Source organism: Haladaptatus sp. AB618, from assembly GCF_024136965.1.
GTDB lineage: Archaea > Halobacteriota > Halobacteria > Halobacteriales > Haladaptataceae > Haladaptatus.
In genome coordinates this window covers 78,508-93,690 of record NZ_JAMYJX010000006.1, presented here as the reverse complement: position 1 = coordinate 93,690, position 15,183 = coordinate 78,508, and the positions used below count along the sequence as shown (strand labels likewise).

14 protein-coding genes are annotated in these 15,183 nt (G+C 53.0%); 9 read left to right on the top strand and 5 right to left on the bottom strand.

The window, feature by feature from the left end; translation table 11 throughout:
- The 3 genes from NKF26_RS17515 (at window position 1) to NKF26_RS17505 (ending at window position 3,123) form a co-directional block, all read left to right on the top strand.
- Window positions 1-861 carry a carbohydrate ABC transporter permease gene (locus NKF26_RS17515; RefSeq protein ID WP_253227000.1) on the top strand — a complete coding sequence of 287 codons (861 nt, stop codon included), beginning with the start codon at window positions 1-3 and terminating at the stop codon, window positions 859-861.
- A gap of 79 nt (window positions 862-940) precedes the next feature.
- Window positions 941-2,089 carry an ABC transporter ATP-binding protein gene (locus NKF26_RS17510; protein WP_253227001.1) on the top strand — a complete coding sequence of 383 codons (1,149 nt, stop codon included), beginning with the start codon at window positions 941-943 and terminating at the stop codon, window positions 2,087-2,089.
- On the top strand, window positions 2,086-3,123 hold the full coding sequence (locus tag NKF26_RS17505) for a Gfo/Idh/MocA family protein (RefSeq protein WP_253227002.1): 1,038 nt from the start codon (window positions 2,086-2,088) through the stop codon (window positions 3,121-3,123). The genes NKF26_RS17510 and NKF26_RS17505 overlap by 4 nt, the downstream gene beginning before the upstream one ends.
- 126 nt (window positions 3,124-3,249) lie before the next feature.
- Here the strand turns inward: NKF26_RS17505 and NKF26_RS17500 are convergent, their stop codons facing one another.
- Window positions 3,250-4,560, bottom strand: coding sequence for an aspartate aminotransferase family protein (locus NKF26_RS17500; protein WP_253227003.1), 1,311 nt, complete (start codon window positions 4,558-4,560; stop codon window positions 3,250-3,252).
- A gap of 206 nt (window positions 4,561-4,766) precedes the next feature.
- Between NKF26_RS17500 and NKF26_RS17495 the strand changes: the two genes are divergently transcribed.
- Both NKF26_RS17495 and NKF26_RS17490 read left to right on the top strand, forming a co-directional pair.
- Window positions 4,767-6,248 carry an NAD-dependent succinate-semialdehyde dehydrogenase gene (locus NKF26_RS17495; protein ID WP_369682168.1) on the top strand — a complete coding sequence of 494 codons (1,482 nt, stop codon included), beginning with the start codon at window positions 4,767-4,769 and terminating at the stop codon, window positions 6,246-6,248.
- Between the two features lie 197 nt (window positions 6,249-6,445).
- Window positions 6,446-7,843 (top strand): APC family permease, encoded by a 1,398-nt coding sequence (locus NKF26_RS17490; protein ID WP_253227005.1) that lies wholly within the window; start codon window positions 6,446-6,448, stop codon window positions 7,841-7,843.
- A 49-nt stretch (window positions 7,844-7,892) separates the two neighbouring features.
- On the opposite strand, the gene NKF26_RS17485 is transcribed toward NKF26_RS17490, so the two are convergent.
- Window positions 7,893-8,387 (bottom strand): Lrp/AsnC family transcriptional regulator, encoded by a 495-nt coding sequence (locus NKF26_RS17485; RefSeq protein WP_253227006.1) that lies wholly within the window; start codon window positions 8,385-8,387, stop codon window positions 7,893-7,895.
- 517 nt (window positions 8,388-8,904) lie between these two features.
- On the opposite strand from NKF26_RS17485, the gene NKF26_RS17480 reads away from it, so the two are divergent.
- Entirely contained in the window at window positions 8,905-9,279 is a 375-nt protein-coding gene (locus tag NKF26_RS17480) for a HalOD1 output domain-containing protein (protein ID WP_253227007.1), read from the top strand.
- 67 nt (window positions 9,280-9,346) lie between these two features.
- Here NKF26_RS17480 and NKF26_RS17475 read toward each other — a convergent pair whose 3' ends face one another.
- Entirely contained in the window at window positions 9,347-9,586 is a 240-nt protein-coding gene (locus NKF26_RS17475) for a hypothetical protein (protein ID WP_253227008.1), read from the bottom strand.
- Between the two features lie 734 nt (window positions 9,587-10,320).
- Between NKF26_RS17475 and NKF26_RS17470 the strand changes: the two genes are divergently transcribed.
- The 3 genes from NKF26_RS17470 to NKF26_RS17460 all read left to right on the top strand — a co-directional run bounded on the left by NKF26_RS17470 (window position 10,321) and on the right by NKF26_RS17460 (window position 13,089).
- Complete coding sequence (locus NKF26_RS17470; RefSeq protein WP_253227009.1) at window positions 10,321-11,583, top strand: AAA family ATPase; 1,263 nt, start codon at window positions 10,321-10,323, stop codon at window positions 11,581-11,583.
- 317 nt (window positions 11,584-11,900) lie between these two features.
- A complete protein-coding gene (locus NKF26_RS17465) occupies window positions 11,901-12,674 on the top strand; it encodes a ParA family protein (RefSeq protein ID WP_253227010.1) in 774 nt (257 codons plus the stop codon).
- The gene (locus NKF26_RS17460) at window positions 12,661-13,089 is read left to right on the top strand and encodes a hypothetical protein (RefSeq protein WP_253227011.1); all 429 of its coding nucleotides are present in this window, start codon (window positions 12,661-12,663) and stop codon (window positions 13,087-13,089) included. The genes NKF26_RS17465 and NKF26_RS17460 overlap by 14 nt, the downstream gene beginning before the upstream one ends.
- 353 nt (window positions 13,090-13,442) lie before the next feature.
- Here NKF26_RS17460 and NKF26_RS17455 read toward each other — a convergent pair whose 3' ends face one another.
- Window positions 13,443-13,874 (bottom strand): arsenate reductase ArsC, encoded by a 432-nt coding sequence (locus tag NKF26_RS17455; protein ID WP_253227012.1) that lies wholly within the window; start codon window positions 13,872-13,874, stop codon window positions 13,443-13,445.
- A 93-nt stretch (window positions 13,875-13,967) separates the two neighbouring features.
- Window positions 13,968-15,020 (bottom strand): ACR3 family arsenite efflux transporter, encoded by a 1,053-nt coding sequence (arsB, locus tag NKF26_RS17450; protein ID WP_253227013.1) that lies wholly within the window; start codon window positions 15,018-15,020, stop codon window positions 13,968-13,970.
- Between the last annotated feature and the right edge of the window lie 163 nt (window positions 15,021-15,183).

Here is a 15,183-nt window from a genome sequence, read left to right as displayed (position 1 = left end):
ATGAGCACGGGAACCAGTGTACGAACGGTAGCCGATGACATCTCGATCACCACTGCGTTCACCTACCTCGTATTCGCGCTCGGGATGATCCTCTTTCTGTTTCCGGTTTTCTGGGTCATCTCGATGAGCCTTCGACTTCCCGGAGAGGTGCTTACCTATCCGGTGCAGTTGATTCCACATCGAATCACCTTCGAACCGTATCGACAGGTGTTACAGGATTCCTCGATGACGACGTGGATCGTCAACTCGTTGAAGATAGCGATACTGGAAGGGGCCGGTATCATCCTCGTGGCGGTACCCGCAGCGTACGGGTTCTCCCGATTCGAGTTCAGGGGGAAGCGACACGCACTGTTCACCATCCTCCTGTTTCAGATGATCTCGCCGGTTGTCATCGTGATTCCACTGTACAACATGATGGACCAGTTGAACCTCCTCGACACGCACTTCGGACTCATCCTGTTGTACATCGGTCTCCAAGTGCCGTTCTCGATTTGGCTCCTGAAAAGCTACTTCGACACCATCCCGTCGGGACTCGACGAGGCGGCACGTGTCGATGGGTGCAACAGGCTACAAACGTTGATCTACATCCTCCTGCCGTCGATGGGCCCCGGAATCGCCGTGGTCGCCATCTTCAATTTCGTCTTTTCGTGGGCGGAGTTCGTGATGGCGTTTACCGTCCTCGGTGATTCGAGCCTGTACACCGTTTCCATCGGCCTGTTTTCCTTCCAGGGACAGTACTCGACTGACTGGCGGGTGATCTCGGCGGCCAGCGTCATCGCGATGTTACCGCTGCTGGTCATGTTCATCGGGCTCCAGCGGTACTTCGTCAAGGGTCTCGTGGAGGGGTCGGTCAAAGGATGATCACCGAACCGTCCACGACGCACGGCAACGATTCGCGGTACGATTACGAAGCGCGGACAGACACGACGGACAGGACATCATGTCAAGCATAAAAATAGAGCATATGACGAAGCAGTATCGAGACACCAACGACGATGGCATCCTCGCAGTGGACGACCTCAACATCGAACTCGCCGACGGCGAGTTTCTCGTTCTGGTCGGTCCCTCGGGGTGTGGTAAATCGACCACCCTCCGCTGTATGGCAGGGCTCGAATCGATGACGTCCGGGGAGATTTACTTCGGAGGTCGAGACGTCACCGATCAGACTCCTGAGGAGCGAAACATCGCGATGGTATTCCAGAATTACGCACTGTATCCGAAGATGACCGCAGAACAGAACATCGGATTTGGACTGAAGATGACGACCACACTCTCGAAGGACGAACGAACCGAACGGGTACGAAAAACGGCGAAGATGCTCGACATCGAGGATTTGCTGGACGACAAGCCCAAAGAGCTATCGGGCGGACAACAACAACGAGTCGCCTTGGGACGTGCGATCGTTCGTGAACCGGAGGTGTTCCTGATGGACGAACCGCTCTCGAACCTGGACGCCAAACTCAGAACGACGATGCGGACGGAGATCCAACAGCTACAGTCGGAACTGGGGGTCACGACGGTGTACGTCACCCACGATCAGACCGAGGCGATGACGATGGGCGACCGGATCGCCGTCCTGAACGGCGGTCGGTTGCAACAGATCGGCACCCCGCTCGAATGTTACTACGAGCCGAAAAACCTGTTCGTCGCGAACTTCATCGGCGAACCTTCGATGAACCTATACCCATTCGAAGTGGACGGGAACGAGTTGATCGGAAACGAGATCCGGTATCCGCTTTCGGACCGCCTCCGTGAGGCGGTCGGGGATCAACAGCGCGTCACGCTCGGAATCCGACCCGAGGACATCGAGATCGCGGAACGGGACGCCCCAGATTCGTTTGCCGGTACCATTCGAGTGGTCGAACCGATGGGGGACCAGAATTTCTTACACCTCTCCGTCAGCGGGCAGGAGATAACGGCCGCGGTTCCTGGCGAGTACGAGGCCGAAGAAGGTACGAGCGTCCTACTCAGGTTCCCGGAAAACAGCGTCCATCTGTTCGCCACGGATGGTGGGGAGGCATTACTCAATTGTGAACGCCATAGCACACGTCTTCCGACGGTTGCAAACACGGAAGGTGAAGCAGCATGACCGTCAAACTCGCCGCGATCGGACTCGGGCAGCTCTGCATGTACGAATTGGATACCTACGATACCATGGAAGGTGTCGAAATCGTCGCCGGTGCGGACATCGCCCCCGATGGACGCGAGCAGTTCGAGGAGCGGTTTGACGGCCCCGCATACGAGGACTACGAGACGATGTTACGAGAGCACGCATCGACCCTCGATGCAGTTACCATCGTCACCCCACACACGCTCCACTACGAACAGGCGATGGCTTGCTTGAAGAACGACCTCCACGTTTTCCTCGAAAAGCCGCTCGTGACGGATGTCGAGGATGCACACGAACTCGTTGCGACGGCGCAACGACGCGACAGGGTCCTCGTCGTCGGCTACCAACGGCACTACCACCCGGTGTATTCGAAGATCAAGGAGATAATCGACAGCGGTCAAATCGGCGACGTTCACACGGTATCCTGTTATATGGGACAGAACTGGATTCGAAAATTCCCGGATGCGTGGCGCACTGACCCCGCCCTCTCGGGAGGGGGCCAGTTGTACGACTCCGGATCGCATCTCATCGATACTCTCCTCTGGACCACTGGGACGACACCCGTCTCCGTTTCCGCCATGATGGACTACGGCGAGTACAGCGTTGACGTGAACAGTTCGTTGGCGCTCCGTCTCGAACGCGATGGACGTCCGGTAACAGCCGGGGTTACGATTACAGCCGATGGCGTTCAAGACCCGAATACCTACGAAGGGCTCAATATATGGGGAACGGAAGGCCGAGTGACATACGGACAGGACGTCTTGACGGTCACTCCACGCGGAAAATCACCGGAACGGATAGAGATCGATGGCGAGGCAGACTTCCAAACACTGCTGGCGAAGAAGTTAGGGGACTTCATCGAAGCTGTCCGCGGTGAACACCCGCCGACGGTTCCGGGATCATTCGGCCAAATCGTCGTCGCGTTGACTGAAGCCGCATACGAATCCTACGAGACAGAATCCGTCGTCGATGTCCGCCCGTATCTCGACGTGGAGTCCGTCGCAGAAATGTAACGGAACATCTCCCTGTACATTTTTCGCGTCGATGGATTACATTTGAGATCAGCGTTCTCTTTGTTACCGACTCCACTCTAGGAGACAGCACCAAGCCACAGGTTGGTTACTGTGTTCTCGTTAGTTTCAGGCGACGTTTTCGAGCGCATCTCGAAGCGCTTCGACCGCATCGCCGAGTTGATCGCGTGAAATCGTGAGCGGTGGCTGGAAGCGCATGACGTTTTTGTAGTATCCACCGACACCCATGACGACATTCGACTCTTCCCGGAGGTATCGACCGATCGCGGAAGCCAGTTCACTGTTCGGGCGAGGGGCGACGTTCTGCGGACCCGTCGTCCCCGGTTCGACGAGTTCGATGCCCTGCATCAACCCGAGGCCGCGCGTTTCACCAACCACATCGTAGTCAGCTTCGAGCGTTTCAAGCGCGGATGCGAGCCACTCGCCGTTCTGGCGTGCATTTTGGATGATTCCACCCTGCAGTTCATCGATAGTCGCCAGCGCTGCTGCGCAGGCGACGGGGTTGCCACCGAATGTCGAAAGATGGTCTCCAGCCTCGAACGCGTTCGCAACCTCCTTGGATGCGGTGAACGCGCCAAGCGGGAGTCCGTTTGCGATTCCTTTCGCCTGTGTCAGGATATCCGGCTCGATATCGAAATGGCTGCTCGCGAAGAGCTTCCCGGTACGACCGTAGCCGGTCTGGACCTCATCTGCGATGAGGAGTGCACCGTGGTCGTGAGCGATCGCTTGGACACGCTTGAGCCATGCATTAGAGGGAACGATAATACCGGCTTCACCCATAACGGGTTCGACGACGACTGCCGCGAGGTCACCGCTCGTGTGCGAACCGATGACTCGTTCGAGCTGGTCGGCGCAGCTAGCGTCACACTGCGCGCCGTCACAACGAGGGCACCGGTACGCGTACGGTGGCGCGGTATGAGAAACGTCGTTGATAGTCGGGGCCATATCCTGTTTGTACGCCTTGTTTCCCGTGAGTGCGAGACTTCCAAGCGTGCGCCCATGGAACCCCATTTCGAGTGCGATGACCTCCTTCGATCCGGTGTACTTTCGCGCAAGTTTGATCGCTCCTTCGACCGCTTCCGTTCCGGAGTTACAGAAGAAGCTCTTTTCCAAGTCACCCGGTGTGATATCAGCAATCGTTTCGGCGAGGTCGGCTACCGGCTCGTTCGGGTGAACGTACGAGCAACCGTGGGTGAACTCTTCAAGCTGGGTTTTCGCGGCCTCGACGACGGCTTCGTTTCCATGCCCGACGTTCGTCACCGAGATTCCCGAAAACACGTCGAGATACTCGTTCCCATCGAAATCTTCGAGCGTACAGCCGGATGCTCGCTTGACCGGAACGTTCAGCGACTTCCAGATGGGCATGACGTGGTCGTCGTAGGAGGATTCGATCGACCGATTTGTCTTCTGTTCCTGCATTACGAGATAATCGAGACTGAATCCTAATAAATTATTCCCAACGGAATTCAGTCCAGAAAATACAGCCATTACTGGTTGGTGAACAACACTCGATAGAGGGAGAATCTTCGTATCCGGAACAAAGCAGAGCGAATCGACCGGAATCCTCGACGATTCACACCGCGACTCCAAACCAGACATGGTTCCAATAGAATTAAAATAATGGGATTCAGTTCTACTATTCTTCGAAAAGTAGAACACTTATCACCGGGTGGCGAGACAGTTGGGCCGTACGGGAGTCACGGCCCGTCCATCCCGAACAGACGAAAATGAGATCGATCAACCCAGCAACCGAAGATATCATCGAAACGTACGACGAACACGACGAACCAACGGTCAGCGCCCGATTGGACGAGGCGTGGAAGGAATTCGAATCGTGGCGAACGAAGCCGATCGAACGTCGCGAGGCGCTGCTGGCGGATGTGGCTGACGTGCTGCGCGAGAACGCCGACGAGTACGCGACTCGGATGACCACCGAAATGGGAAAACCCATCGAACAGGCGGTTGCCGAGGTCGAAAAGTGTGCGTGGGTCTGTGAGTACTACGCTGAGCACGCCGCGGAGTTTCTGCAAAACGATCGGATCGGTACCGTTCCCGGTTCGAAAACGTACGTCTCGTATGAACCGATCGGGCCAGTCCTTGCGGTAATGCCCTGGAACTATCCGTTTTGGCAGGTGTTTCGGTTCGCTGCGCCCCACATCACTGCGGGAAACGTTGCAGTTCTCAAACATGCACCGAACGTCTTTGGCTGTGCACGAGCCATCGAATCGGTCTTCGAACGCGCCGGATACCCCAGCGGCGTTTTCACCTCCCTTCAAATTCCCGCCGAACGAGTATCGACGCTCATCGAAGACGAGCGAATCAAGGGGGTGAGCCTGACGGGCAGTACGCGAGCGGGGCGAGCGGTTGCGGAGACCAGCGGCCACGAACTCAAACCGACCGTCCTCGAACTCGGTGGGAGCGACCCCTTCATCGTGCTCGATGACGCGCCGATCGAACGTGCTGCCAACCAAGGGGCCAACGCTCGAACACAGAACAACGGACAGTCCTGTATCGCGGCCAAGCGGTTCCTGGTACACGAAGCGGTCTACGATGAATTCCTCGAACGGTTTACCGAGGAGATGAGCGCACTCACAGTCGGAGATCCATCGAAAGCGGAAACCGATATCGGGCCGCAAGCCCGAGCGGATCTGTTGGAGTCGCTCCACGAGCAGGTTACGCAGTCCGTCGAGGCCGGTGCGACGCTCCACCTCGGAGGTAAACCGCTCGATCAGCCCGGTCACTATTATCCACCGACGATCCTCACCGATGTGCCGGATGATGCACCGGCAGCGACCGAGGAACTGTTCGGCCCGGTCGCCACCGTCCTCAAAGTCGAAACCGAACAGGAGGCAATTCGTGTGGCGAACGATACCCCGTACGGACTCGGTGCAAGTATCTGGACGAAAGATACCGAGCGCGGCGAAGCACTCACACGGAAGATCACCGCTGGCAACGTTTTCGTCAACCAAGTCGTCGCATCGGACCCACGAGTTCCATTCAGTGGGACGAAGGCCTCGGGCTACGGAACGGAGCTCTCACACCATGGTATCCAAGAGTTCGTCACGAAGAAAACGGTCTGGATCGACGAGGCGTCGGACAGCGTCTAGGTATCGAACTACGCCCTTCCGATCGCCTGTTTTAGCCCACTACATCGGGAGAGAATCCACGGACATCGAGAGTAATCAATTGACTAAGGTTCCCCAGTGACCTACAATATTGGACTGTGTTTATGAATTTCAACGAAAATTGAACACAGAAAGATATATAGTGAGAAAGTTTGACTATGTGAGTGTCGCACATAACCATGACAGATGAACTCTCACGCGTCCTCTCGAAACGCGATGTGTTCGTACTCGCACTCGGCGCAATGATCGGCTGGGGTTGGATCGTTCAGACAGGCTATTTCATCGACAAAAGCGGTGTTAACGGAGCGATATCGGCATTCGTTCTCGGCGGGTTCATGGTGGGTGTCGTCTCACTCATCTATGGTGAACTCGCATCGGCGATGCCCGTTGTCGGCGGAGAACACGCCTATAGCATGCGCGCCTTAGGGCCAGCAGGCTCGTTTGCCTGCACGTGGGCGATTATTTTCGGCTACGTTAGCGTCGTCGCATTCGAAGCAGTTGCACTCCCGAGCGCACTTGCATACATCGTCCCCGGGTTCAACGTCTTCCAACTGTGGACGGTCGCTGGTCAACCCGTCTACGCAACGTGGGTTCTCACGGGAGTCATTGGCTCGATGGTTGTTACCTACCTCAATTATCGAGGCGTCCGCCCAGCGGCGCAGTTCCAAGCGATCCTCGCGCTCGTAATCACGCTTTCCGGTGTAACGCTCTTACTCGGGGCGCTGTTCAACGGGACCTCGCCATCGTCACCGCCCTTCGCGAATGCCGGAATCGAGGGCGTGTTTACCGTGGCAATAATGACGCCATTCATGTTCGTCGGATTCGACGTAATCCCGCAGGCAGCGGGCGAAGCCGACGTTTCCCCGAAAACGCTCGGAGGACTTATCGTCATCTCCGTCGCCTGTGCTGCCACGTTCTACATTGCAGTGATTTGGGCAGCAGGTCAGGTTGCTTCAGGGACGACGCTCGTCGAGAGTTCCCTCCCTGCTGCAACCGCGATGGAAATCGCGTTCAACAGCAAAATCATCGGACGAATCATGGCACTCGCCGGTCTCGCCGGTATCCTCACGAGTTGGAACGGCTTCGTGCTCGGTGCTAGCAGAGCGATTTATGCGCTCGCCGAGTCGAACATGCTGCCCGACTCGCTCGGGACGATTCACTCCGAATACAGTACCCCATCGACTGCAATCGTACTCGTCGGAGCGCTCGCTGCACTCGCACCGCTGTTCGGCAAGCAGATGCTGGTGTGGATCGTGAACGCGGGTGGACTCGGGATGGTCACGGCGTGGTTCCTCGTCGTCGTCTCCTTCCTGATCCTTCGATATCGCAACCCCGAACTCGACAGACCCTTCAAGCTCCCAGGTGGATACGTCGTCGGTGGACTGGGATTGGTGTTGACCGTCTTCTTTATCGGTCTCTACCTTCCTGGGTCACCCTCGGCACTCTCGTGGCCCTACGAATGGGCTATCGTCGCCATCTGGTGTCTGCTCGGCGCTGTTCTACTCGCCATCGCTGGTGGGCTTCCCACGCAAAGCGAAGCAAAGGCCCACATGAGTGTTCGCGACTTGGACAAATAGCGTCCCGTCGAATGTAGTTTTCTTCAGTGGCCTTCGAGGTACGTGCTCGCTACGAAAGATCCGGAAGAAGCGCGTCCTTCAGTCCCTCGATGTCGTAGTCGTTGAGCGGATTTGATTCGTCCTTGATCGTCGTGATAACGAACTTCGAACTCGTCCTCGAAATTTCGTCTACATCTTCGAATTCCGAGATGAGTTCTTCGACCATTCCACGGGACGCAAGGTGCGAAATCAGAATGAAATCAGTGTCACCGAGGGTGAAATACACCTGGTTAACGCCGTTTATGTCACCGAGCTTGTCACCGACTTGTCTGTGATACCCGGAGTCGTATTCGGCCCAGACTTCTGTGATGAGGGTGAGGTTGAGTCCTGCTTGTTCGAAGTCGATATCGAAGATTTCGTTCTTGATGATCCCTTCTTCCTGTAACTTTTCGAGACGATAGTGGACAGTCGACTTCGGAATCCCAGTCTCGTCGGCTATTTTGTCAGGGCTCCCCGATTCGAGCGTCCCAATCGCTTTGAGGATTCGAAGATCCTTATCGTCCATAGAACTCAATCAGAAGGGAATCGATATTATTGTTTTGTGTCCAACTACGTCGCTACATCTCGGAGCAGTTGATTTCTTTAACCATCTGGTCATGAAGGGGCCAAATGCAACACCACTAGCTGTATCCTGTCAACGGGACGGTCGTGAATTGCGATACACAAACGTGCTGGCCCCGAATGTTCTCACGCACGCCAGGAAAAATCAGTGAAAGAGTGGATGGCGGGGTGTCCAAAGTGCAACTCACAGACAGCTCGAATATGAATGATTTTTCTGGGTGATGGCACCAGACAACGTGTCCCTGTTGTGGGCTGTGTGAGTGCAGTTACACTGATGGACGAGAACCTAAAGGAGCTACCGTAAGCACAAAATTCGATTTTAGTTTTCGATTGATGGTAGCAGTTCCACACAACTCGACATTGGAACACATACAAAGTAATATACGTCCCCTTGAACGGAATAAACGACAGAAAGTACTTAATAGATCGTCTTCGATATCGAATTTATCCCGGGTATCATAATGGCCCCAGAAACAACCAATTGGTTCGGAAGTGCCACTGAATCATCGAATTCACGTGCCTCAGCACAACAGTATTCGTTGTCCACTACAATCTCTATTACTCCAGATAAATCAGTGGCCGTAGGAATCGTTGAGGCAGTCGTTGAGACGTTAGAACCACAGGGAGGACAGGCATCGCTCAGTCTGTATGAACATGTGAACCCCGATGCACTCAAGGAAATCATCGATACAAGTGCAACCAAGAAGAGCGATGTCGAAGTACGATTTACCTTCGAAGAGCATTTGATCGTCGTCCGAAGTAACGATACGGTTCTCGTCTACGAACCGCTCGAAAAACAACACGAGGAGAGCCGACAACTCGCCCCAAATCCTTGAGAAAGGCAAAGGTTAGGTAAGAACGATCACTTCTAGGACTTTGATTACCTTCCTCTAGGAGACAGCCTCACGCTTCAGCCTCGTAATCGGTGAGTCGAAGCTTGCCCTCAACCTCATAGAGATGACCGTTCTTGTGGAGCCGTTCGACGAGATCCTCGGCAGCAGGCCGTTCAAGATTTTCTTCCTCTTTCAGAATCGTATACGTTTGCTCGTATGTGAGCTTTCCCTCGTCCGGAAGTGCGGTTGCGAGTGCATCGAGTGCTTCTTGGGCAAGTGGGGAGAGTGGCGACGTCCCATTTGAGACCATTCGTACGAAAGGATTCGAGGACACGATAGGTAAACCCTCGGACAGTGTTTACTCGTTACACTCTCTGGCAGAATGTAATAGGGAAAACGAGCAGACGGCGTGGGAGGATGGATGGATGAGTACGAGAACCCACGTCATCTGCTGAGTTCCGCTGATCGCAATTTACGATTAGTACCCGATAGATAAAGAGTTCAGCCAATCAGGGTGGAAGTAAAATACACGATATTACTTGGAAGGGCGTTTGAGGGGACATGGAGGTACTTTTGACGAATCCTCACACCCCTCGTTTTCAGTGAAAACAAAAGTCGATCCTACTTTCATCGAGTTCGACCATCTCCCGATAGAGAGACCCCTCATTTTCAGTGAAAACGGAACCACTAGTCGATTCTCAACTACTCTACTAGTTTACCTAGAACGTATAGTAAGTAAGTTAGGGTGGTGGCAACTTAGACGACACAGATTTGAAGGCAAAAATCGTCTGCAGCCTTTGTGTTTTTCACTGAAAATCTGGTGTCTATCTTGAGAACGACACTCGGTTCTTTAAATACCTCTATCCAGATCGGATCGAGTAGCTACTCACTCGACTGGTTTCACTGAAAACGAGGGGTGTGTCCCGTCACTTTTGGTCCACTCATCATTCGTACTCATACTCTCTCGATACTCGTTCTGCGTTTTTCACTGAAAACAGGGGGGCGGTAGAACTAAGATGCTCCTTCTCGAAATGTTGGAATAACGTGCCAAACGATCCAATCCCCACGCCGGATCCAGAAGACCTCGCTGACGATCCACTTACCAAGCGCAACGATTCTATTTTCGCGCGTCGTGAGCTACTTCGAATTGGTCATGTTCCGGATAGTGACCGTATCGTCGGTCGCGACGCAGAAATCAAAGATATAGAAGAGTTACTCCAACCCGGTGTTTTTGGCGATCCGCCCGGAAATGCGATCGTATACGGTAAAACAGGATCTGGTAAATCACTAGTCTCCCGACACGTCACGGGGCGTGTTCGAGCAATCGCCCAAACTAACGACGTCTCTCTCATTTCTGCCTATATTGATTGCGATCAAGCTAACACCATTACTCGTGTCGCTCGGTCTCTCTCCCAACAAGCTGAATTCCAATCTAGTCGCTCACTTACTATTCCGGATAAGGGGATCGGCTCTAGTGAGTACATGGATTATCTCTATACGGTCCTCGACGATACGGATGTCCTTATCGCCATTATCGACGAGATTGACAAGCTTGGTGACGATGAAATATTATTTAAACTCTCGAGAGCCGAAGAGAGTGGTAAAACCGATTGCTATATCGGCGTCGTTGCAATCAGCAACAAAATCGAGTATTACGAGAATCTTGACGAACGTGTGAAGTCCAGTTTCCAAGACGATGAACTCGTCTTCCATCCATATGATGCCGGCCAAATTCGTGATATTCTGAGCAAACGGCGAGATGCATTCCAACCGAATGTTCTCGAAGATGGTGTTATCCCACGCGTCGCAGCGCTTGCCGCGCGTGAGCATGGTGACGCACGGAAAGCGATTGAAATCCTTTCGAGCGCAGGGAAGTTGGCTGCGCGGAATGGAAATTCCAGTGTTACGGAGGAGCATGTCGATGCAGCACAGGATTATGCGGAAATGTCTCGATTCCAAGAGCTAATTCGAGGATCAACTCCTCATTCGAAATATGTCCTATTTGCGCTCGCCTATCTCCAAAAATCCTCCTTGAAGCAAGCATTTAGCACAGGCGAGATTTACCGTGTGTACGAAGACGTCTGTAAGAGTGAAGGAACAGATCCCCTCAGTCACCAGCGAGTGCTGGAATTATTGAAGGAATGGGCCTTTAGTGACGTCACGGAAAATCGGCATACTGGTGGTGGAAAGAGCGAAGGAAGTTATCGGGAACACTCTCTCTTGCGCGACTCGGATATGGTGCTCGATACTGTATTTGAACAGCCAAAAACCAAACAGAATATCGTGTCGGATCTTCAAAACAGTTAATTGGTGGTTGAGCAACTGACGATCTCATTGATAATCGTCTATTTTGCACCAATTGTCGTTGATCTATTTTTTAAGAAGTGAGTGCTATCACGAGTGATACTGGAAGCTTAGCCATTGATAGTGGCGTACCAACGCCGTCAAACGCTTCTGGGTGACTTTCTTCTATCGTGTTCGGTGGTGGTCTACTGTGTCGACCGAATTAGCGACCTACTGATCGCACTAAAACGTCCATAGTTATCTGGATACATTCACGGCACAAAGAATTTGTCTGACATACTTTTATCCCATCTTAGAAGGCATAACTAGAGTAGAGAAGTATGACGACTAAGATCGCTGTGAGTAATCAAAAGGGCGGCGCTGGGAAAACGACGACCTCGATTAACGTCGCAGGAGCGCTCAACCAGCTAGGATACGACGTTCTTCTAATTGACTTGGACCCCCAGGGACATGCAACCGAAGGGGTCGGTTTAGAGGATGAATACGATGCAGACGTCATAAGCTTCTATGATGTCTTACCTGATTTAGACGTCATAGACGAAACAGCGCAACTGATTTACGAGCATTCCGAGATGGATGTCATTCCAAGTCATCAGGATATGATCAACATCGAAGATGCGCTGGCTGGCGTGCCCAACCGTGAGAATCGCCTCAATATGGCGCTTAACAAGCTCGACGAGTACGAGTATATCGTTGTCGACTGTCCACCAAACCTGGGTGTCCTGACCGACAATGCGCTTCTCGCATGCGAAAACGTGCTCATCCCAGCGCAAACGAAGACGACGAGCATCCGTGCGCTTGAATTGTTGTTCAAACAAATCAATGCCCTCGAAGCCGCTTTTGACACGGGGATCCAAGAAGTGGGGCTCGTCGCGAACGAAGTCGGGACGGACAACGAAGCAGACGAGATGATGGAGTGGTTCGAAGATGTTTTCGAGGAAAGGGCACCAGTGTGGGAAATCCGAAAGCGAGTTGCATTACAGCGCGCGTGGAACGCGGGGGGTTCGATTTTTGAACACGAGGAAGACTGCGACATGGAAGAGGTTTATCTGCAGATTGCCGAATCGTTGGAGGGAATCGATGGCGAGAGATAAAACACAGAACCGCGATCCATTTGGAAGTCGATACGCTCAGAAAGAAGAGCCATCTGAGACAGAAGCTCGTGAAACTTCGTCTAAGACGGATAAACCAGATAGTCTCTCGAAGACAGCTGAGACCGACAGTATGTCTAAGACTTCTAAGAGCGATAAACCAGAACAGACTGAAAAGACAAATGAGAAAGAAAAGACGTCTGTGAAGGACCTGCCGTCAGTGCTGATGTATCTCCCCGAAGAGCAGCACACCGAACTGGATATTCGATTCGACGAGCTCAACGCGAAATACAAACGTGAACACGGCGAGTCGCTTCAGAAAAACCGTGACTACTACCCAATTCTCATTGAACTCGCGATGGAAAAGACCCAAGAGATGGATGAGGATGAATTACTGACTCGTCTAAACCAGAGCTAATTGTCTTAGATAGAATAGCCGTCTAAGCGATCTTAGAATGACCTCGGAATCATTCATACTTTCTACTCATCCATTGAGCAGGGTTTCAGACAGCTTCTAAGACGATTATGATGGAATAGATGGAATAGATTAGATTCGAAGATCGAGAACAATGCTATCTGATAGAGCGCAGATCTAATTCCTCTTAGATGGCTTAGATATGATAAACATGCCCGTAGCGTGTGTTTCCTTCTTCTTCCGATACGATACATATCGGAGGAAAGCTGAAGAACGGCTCTCGCGGAAATACACTCCAGGTCCGTGGATGAAAACAACAGTGTGTTCACCTCATGACTTTGCTCTTCTCGACAGTCCTACTCACGTGATTCTAATTCGTCGAAGAACTCACTAACCCGATCTTCGATTTCGTCTCGTATTTTGCGTACCTCCTCGATCGATTTCCCATCCGGATCGTCGAGTCCCCAATCACGATTGTCACCACTCCACGTCGCGGGACAGACGTCCTGTGCTGAACACCCCATCGTGATCACATACTCGGACGCTTGAAGTTCCCCGACGGTAATGTCACGCGGCGTGTTCTCGGAGAGGTCGATACCGATTTTTTCCATCACAGTCACGACTTCTGGATGCACATGGTCGGCGGGTTGCGTGCCACCAGTCAGGATGTGGATCTCATCGGTTAAGTTTCGGCGGTCTCGCTCACGCTTGGCAAAGGCAGTCGCCATTTGGGAGCGGCCAGCGTTCTGGACACAAACGAATGCGACGGTGGTTTCTGACGTGCTCATAGGGTTGTAATTCGGCTGTGTGGTAATGAAGCGATGCGTCGAACTCTGCTTCTCTGTTTGAGGGTGGCTTTGTACGAGGCCAGCCGCTCGATCTCAGTCTGAGTAGCTAACATCACTGGTTCCTGTCGCGCCGGGGAAGAGGTTCTCCTTTGTCGCCAGTGCCACTCGAACGAGTGCAAGCATAACGGGAACTTCGATCAATGGTCCGACGACTGTCGCAAGTGCGACATTGCTGCCGACACCAAAGACGGCGACTGCCACGGCAATTGCGAGTTCGAAGTTATTCGACGCGGCTGTGAACGCTACACTGATCCCTTCGGTGTAGCTAAAGCCGAGCAGGGCACTCGCGCCGTATGCGAGCCCCCACATTGCGGCGAAGAAAATGAACAGTGGCGTTGCGATCAGAACGATTTGTTCGGGATGGTTGACGATGTACTCACCTTTCAACGCGAACATGACCACGACCGTAAACAGTAGTCCAAGGAGTCCGAACGGACTAATGCGAGGAATGACTCGTTCGTAGTAGGTCCGTTCACCGACCGTTTGGAACGCAATTTTTTGCGTGAGAAACCCGAGGAGCAACGGCAATCCAAGGAAGACGCCGACCATCTGTGCGATGAGACCGATGTCGACGCTCACCGTTGTCTCACGAAGAACAGTGAGAAAGAGGAAGGCGTAGGGGACGAACAACACGATTTGCAGAAGGCTGTTGACGCCGACACAGACCGCACACATCTCTTGATTCCCACTCGCGAGTTCATTCCAGACGAGTACCATCGCGATACACGGCGCAATCCCGACGATAATGAGCCCGGTGACGAACTCGGGGTAGTCACTCAAGAAGAGGACTGCGAGTCCGTACATAACGAACGGGGCGATAAGCCAGTTGAACGTGAGCGTCAGCGCGATTTCTCGCCGTGCAGTTCGCGTGACACGTGGAATTCGCTCATAATCGATTTCGGCCATAATCGGGAAGATCATGACGAACAGTCCGACAGCAATTGGAAGGCTCGTTCCATGCCATGTAACGGCGTTCAGCATGTCCGCGATACCGGGAACGAAGTGTCCCAGTGCGACACCGAGCACCATCGCCAAACCGATCCAGACTGTGAGATAACGATCGAGGACGCCGAGGTCGTCACTCATTTCGGTCACCCTCCATTTTTTGATTTGGGACTTTGCTGTTGCTACCTGATTCTTTCTCAATCGATAGAAATCGTATTCGTCTTTCTCGCTTCATCAACAAGACAATTGTATAGTCGCTCAATTAAAGTTTTGGAATAAGACTGCTACGACCATCTCTATAGCC

What these genes read in the sequence shown, in the direction of transcription:
- NKF26_RS17515 (WP_253227000.1), top strand. Translation starts at nt 1, where the DNA reads ATGAGCACGGGAACCAGTGTACGAACGGTAGCCGATGACATCTCGATC.
- NKF26_RS17510 (WP_253227001.1), top strand. Translation starts at nt 941, where the DNA reads ATGTCAAGCATAAAAATAGAGCATATGACGAAGCAGTATCGAGACACC.
- NKF26_RS17505 (WP_253227002.1), top strand. Translation starts at nt 2,086, where the DNA reads ATGACCGTCAAACTCGCCGCGATCGGACTCGGGCAGCTCTGCATGTAC.
- NKF26_RS17500 (WP_253227003.1), bottom strand. Translation starts at nt 4,560, where the DNA reads ATGCAGGAACAGAAGACAAATCGGTCGATCGAATCCTCCTACGACGAC.
- NKF26_RS17490 (WP_253227005.1), top strand. Translation starts at nt 6,446, where the DNA reads ATGACAGATGAACTCTCACGCGTCCTCTCGAAACGCGATGTGTTCGTA.
- NKF26_RS17485 (WP_253227006.1), bottom strand. Translation starts at nt 8,387, where the DNA reads ATGGACGATAAGGATCTTCGAATCCTCAAAGCGATTGGGACGCTCGAA.
- NKF26_RS17480 (WP_253227007.1), top strand. Translation starts at nt 8,905, where the DNA reads ATGGCCCCAGAAACAACCAATTGGTTCGGAAGTGCCACTGAATCATCG.
- NKF26_RS17475 (WP_253227008.1), bottom strand. Translation starts at nt 9,586, where the DNA reads ATGGTCTCAAATGGGACGTCGCCACTCTCCCCACTTGCCCAAGAAGCA.
- NKF26_RS17465 (WP_253227010.1), top strand. Translation starts at nt 11,901, where the DNA reads ATGACGACTAAGATCGCTGTGAGTAATCAAAAGGGCGGCGCTGGGAAA.
- NKF26_RS17460 (WP_253227011.1), top strand. Translation starts at nt 12,661, where the DNA reads ATGGCGAGAGATAAAACACAGAACCGCGATCCATTTGGAAGTCGATAC.
- NKF26_RS17455 (WP_253227012.1), bottom strand. Translation starts at nt 13,874, where the DNA reads ATGAGCACGTCAGAAACCACCGTCGCATTCGTTTGTGTCCAGAACGCT.
- arsB (WP_253227013.1), bottom strand. Translation starts at nt 15,020, where the DNA reads ATGAGTGACGACCTCGGCGTCCTCGATCGTTATCTCACAGTCTGGATC.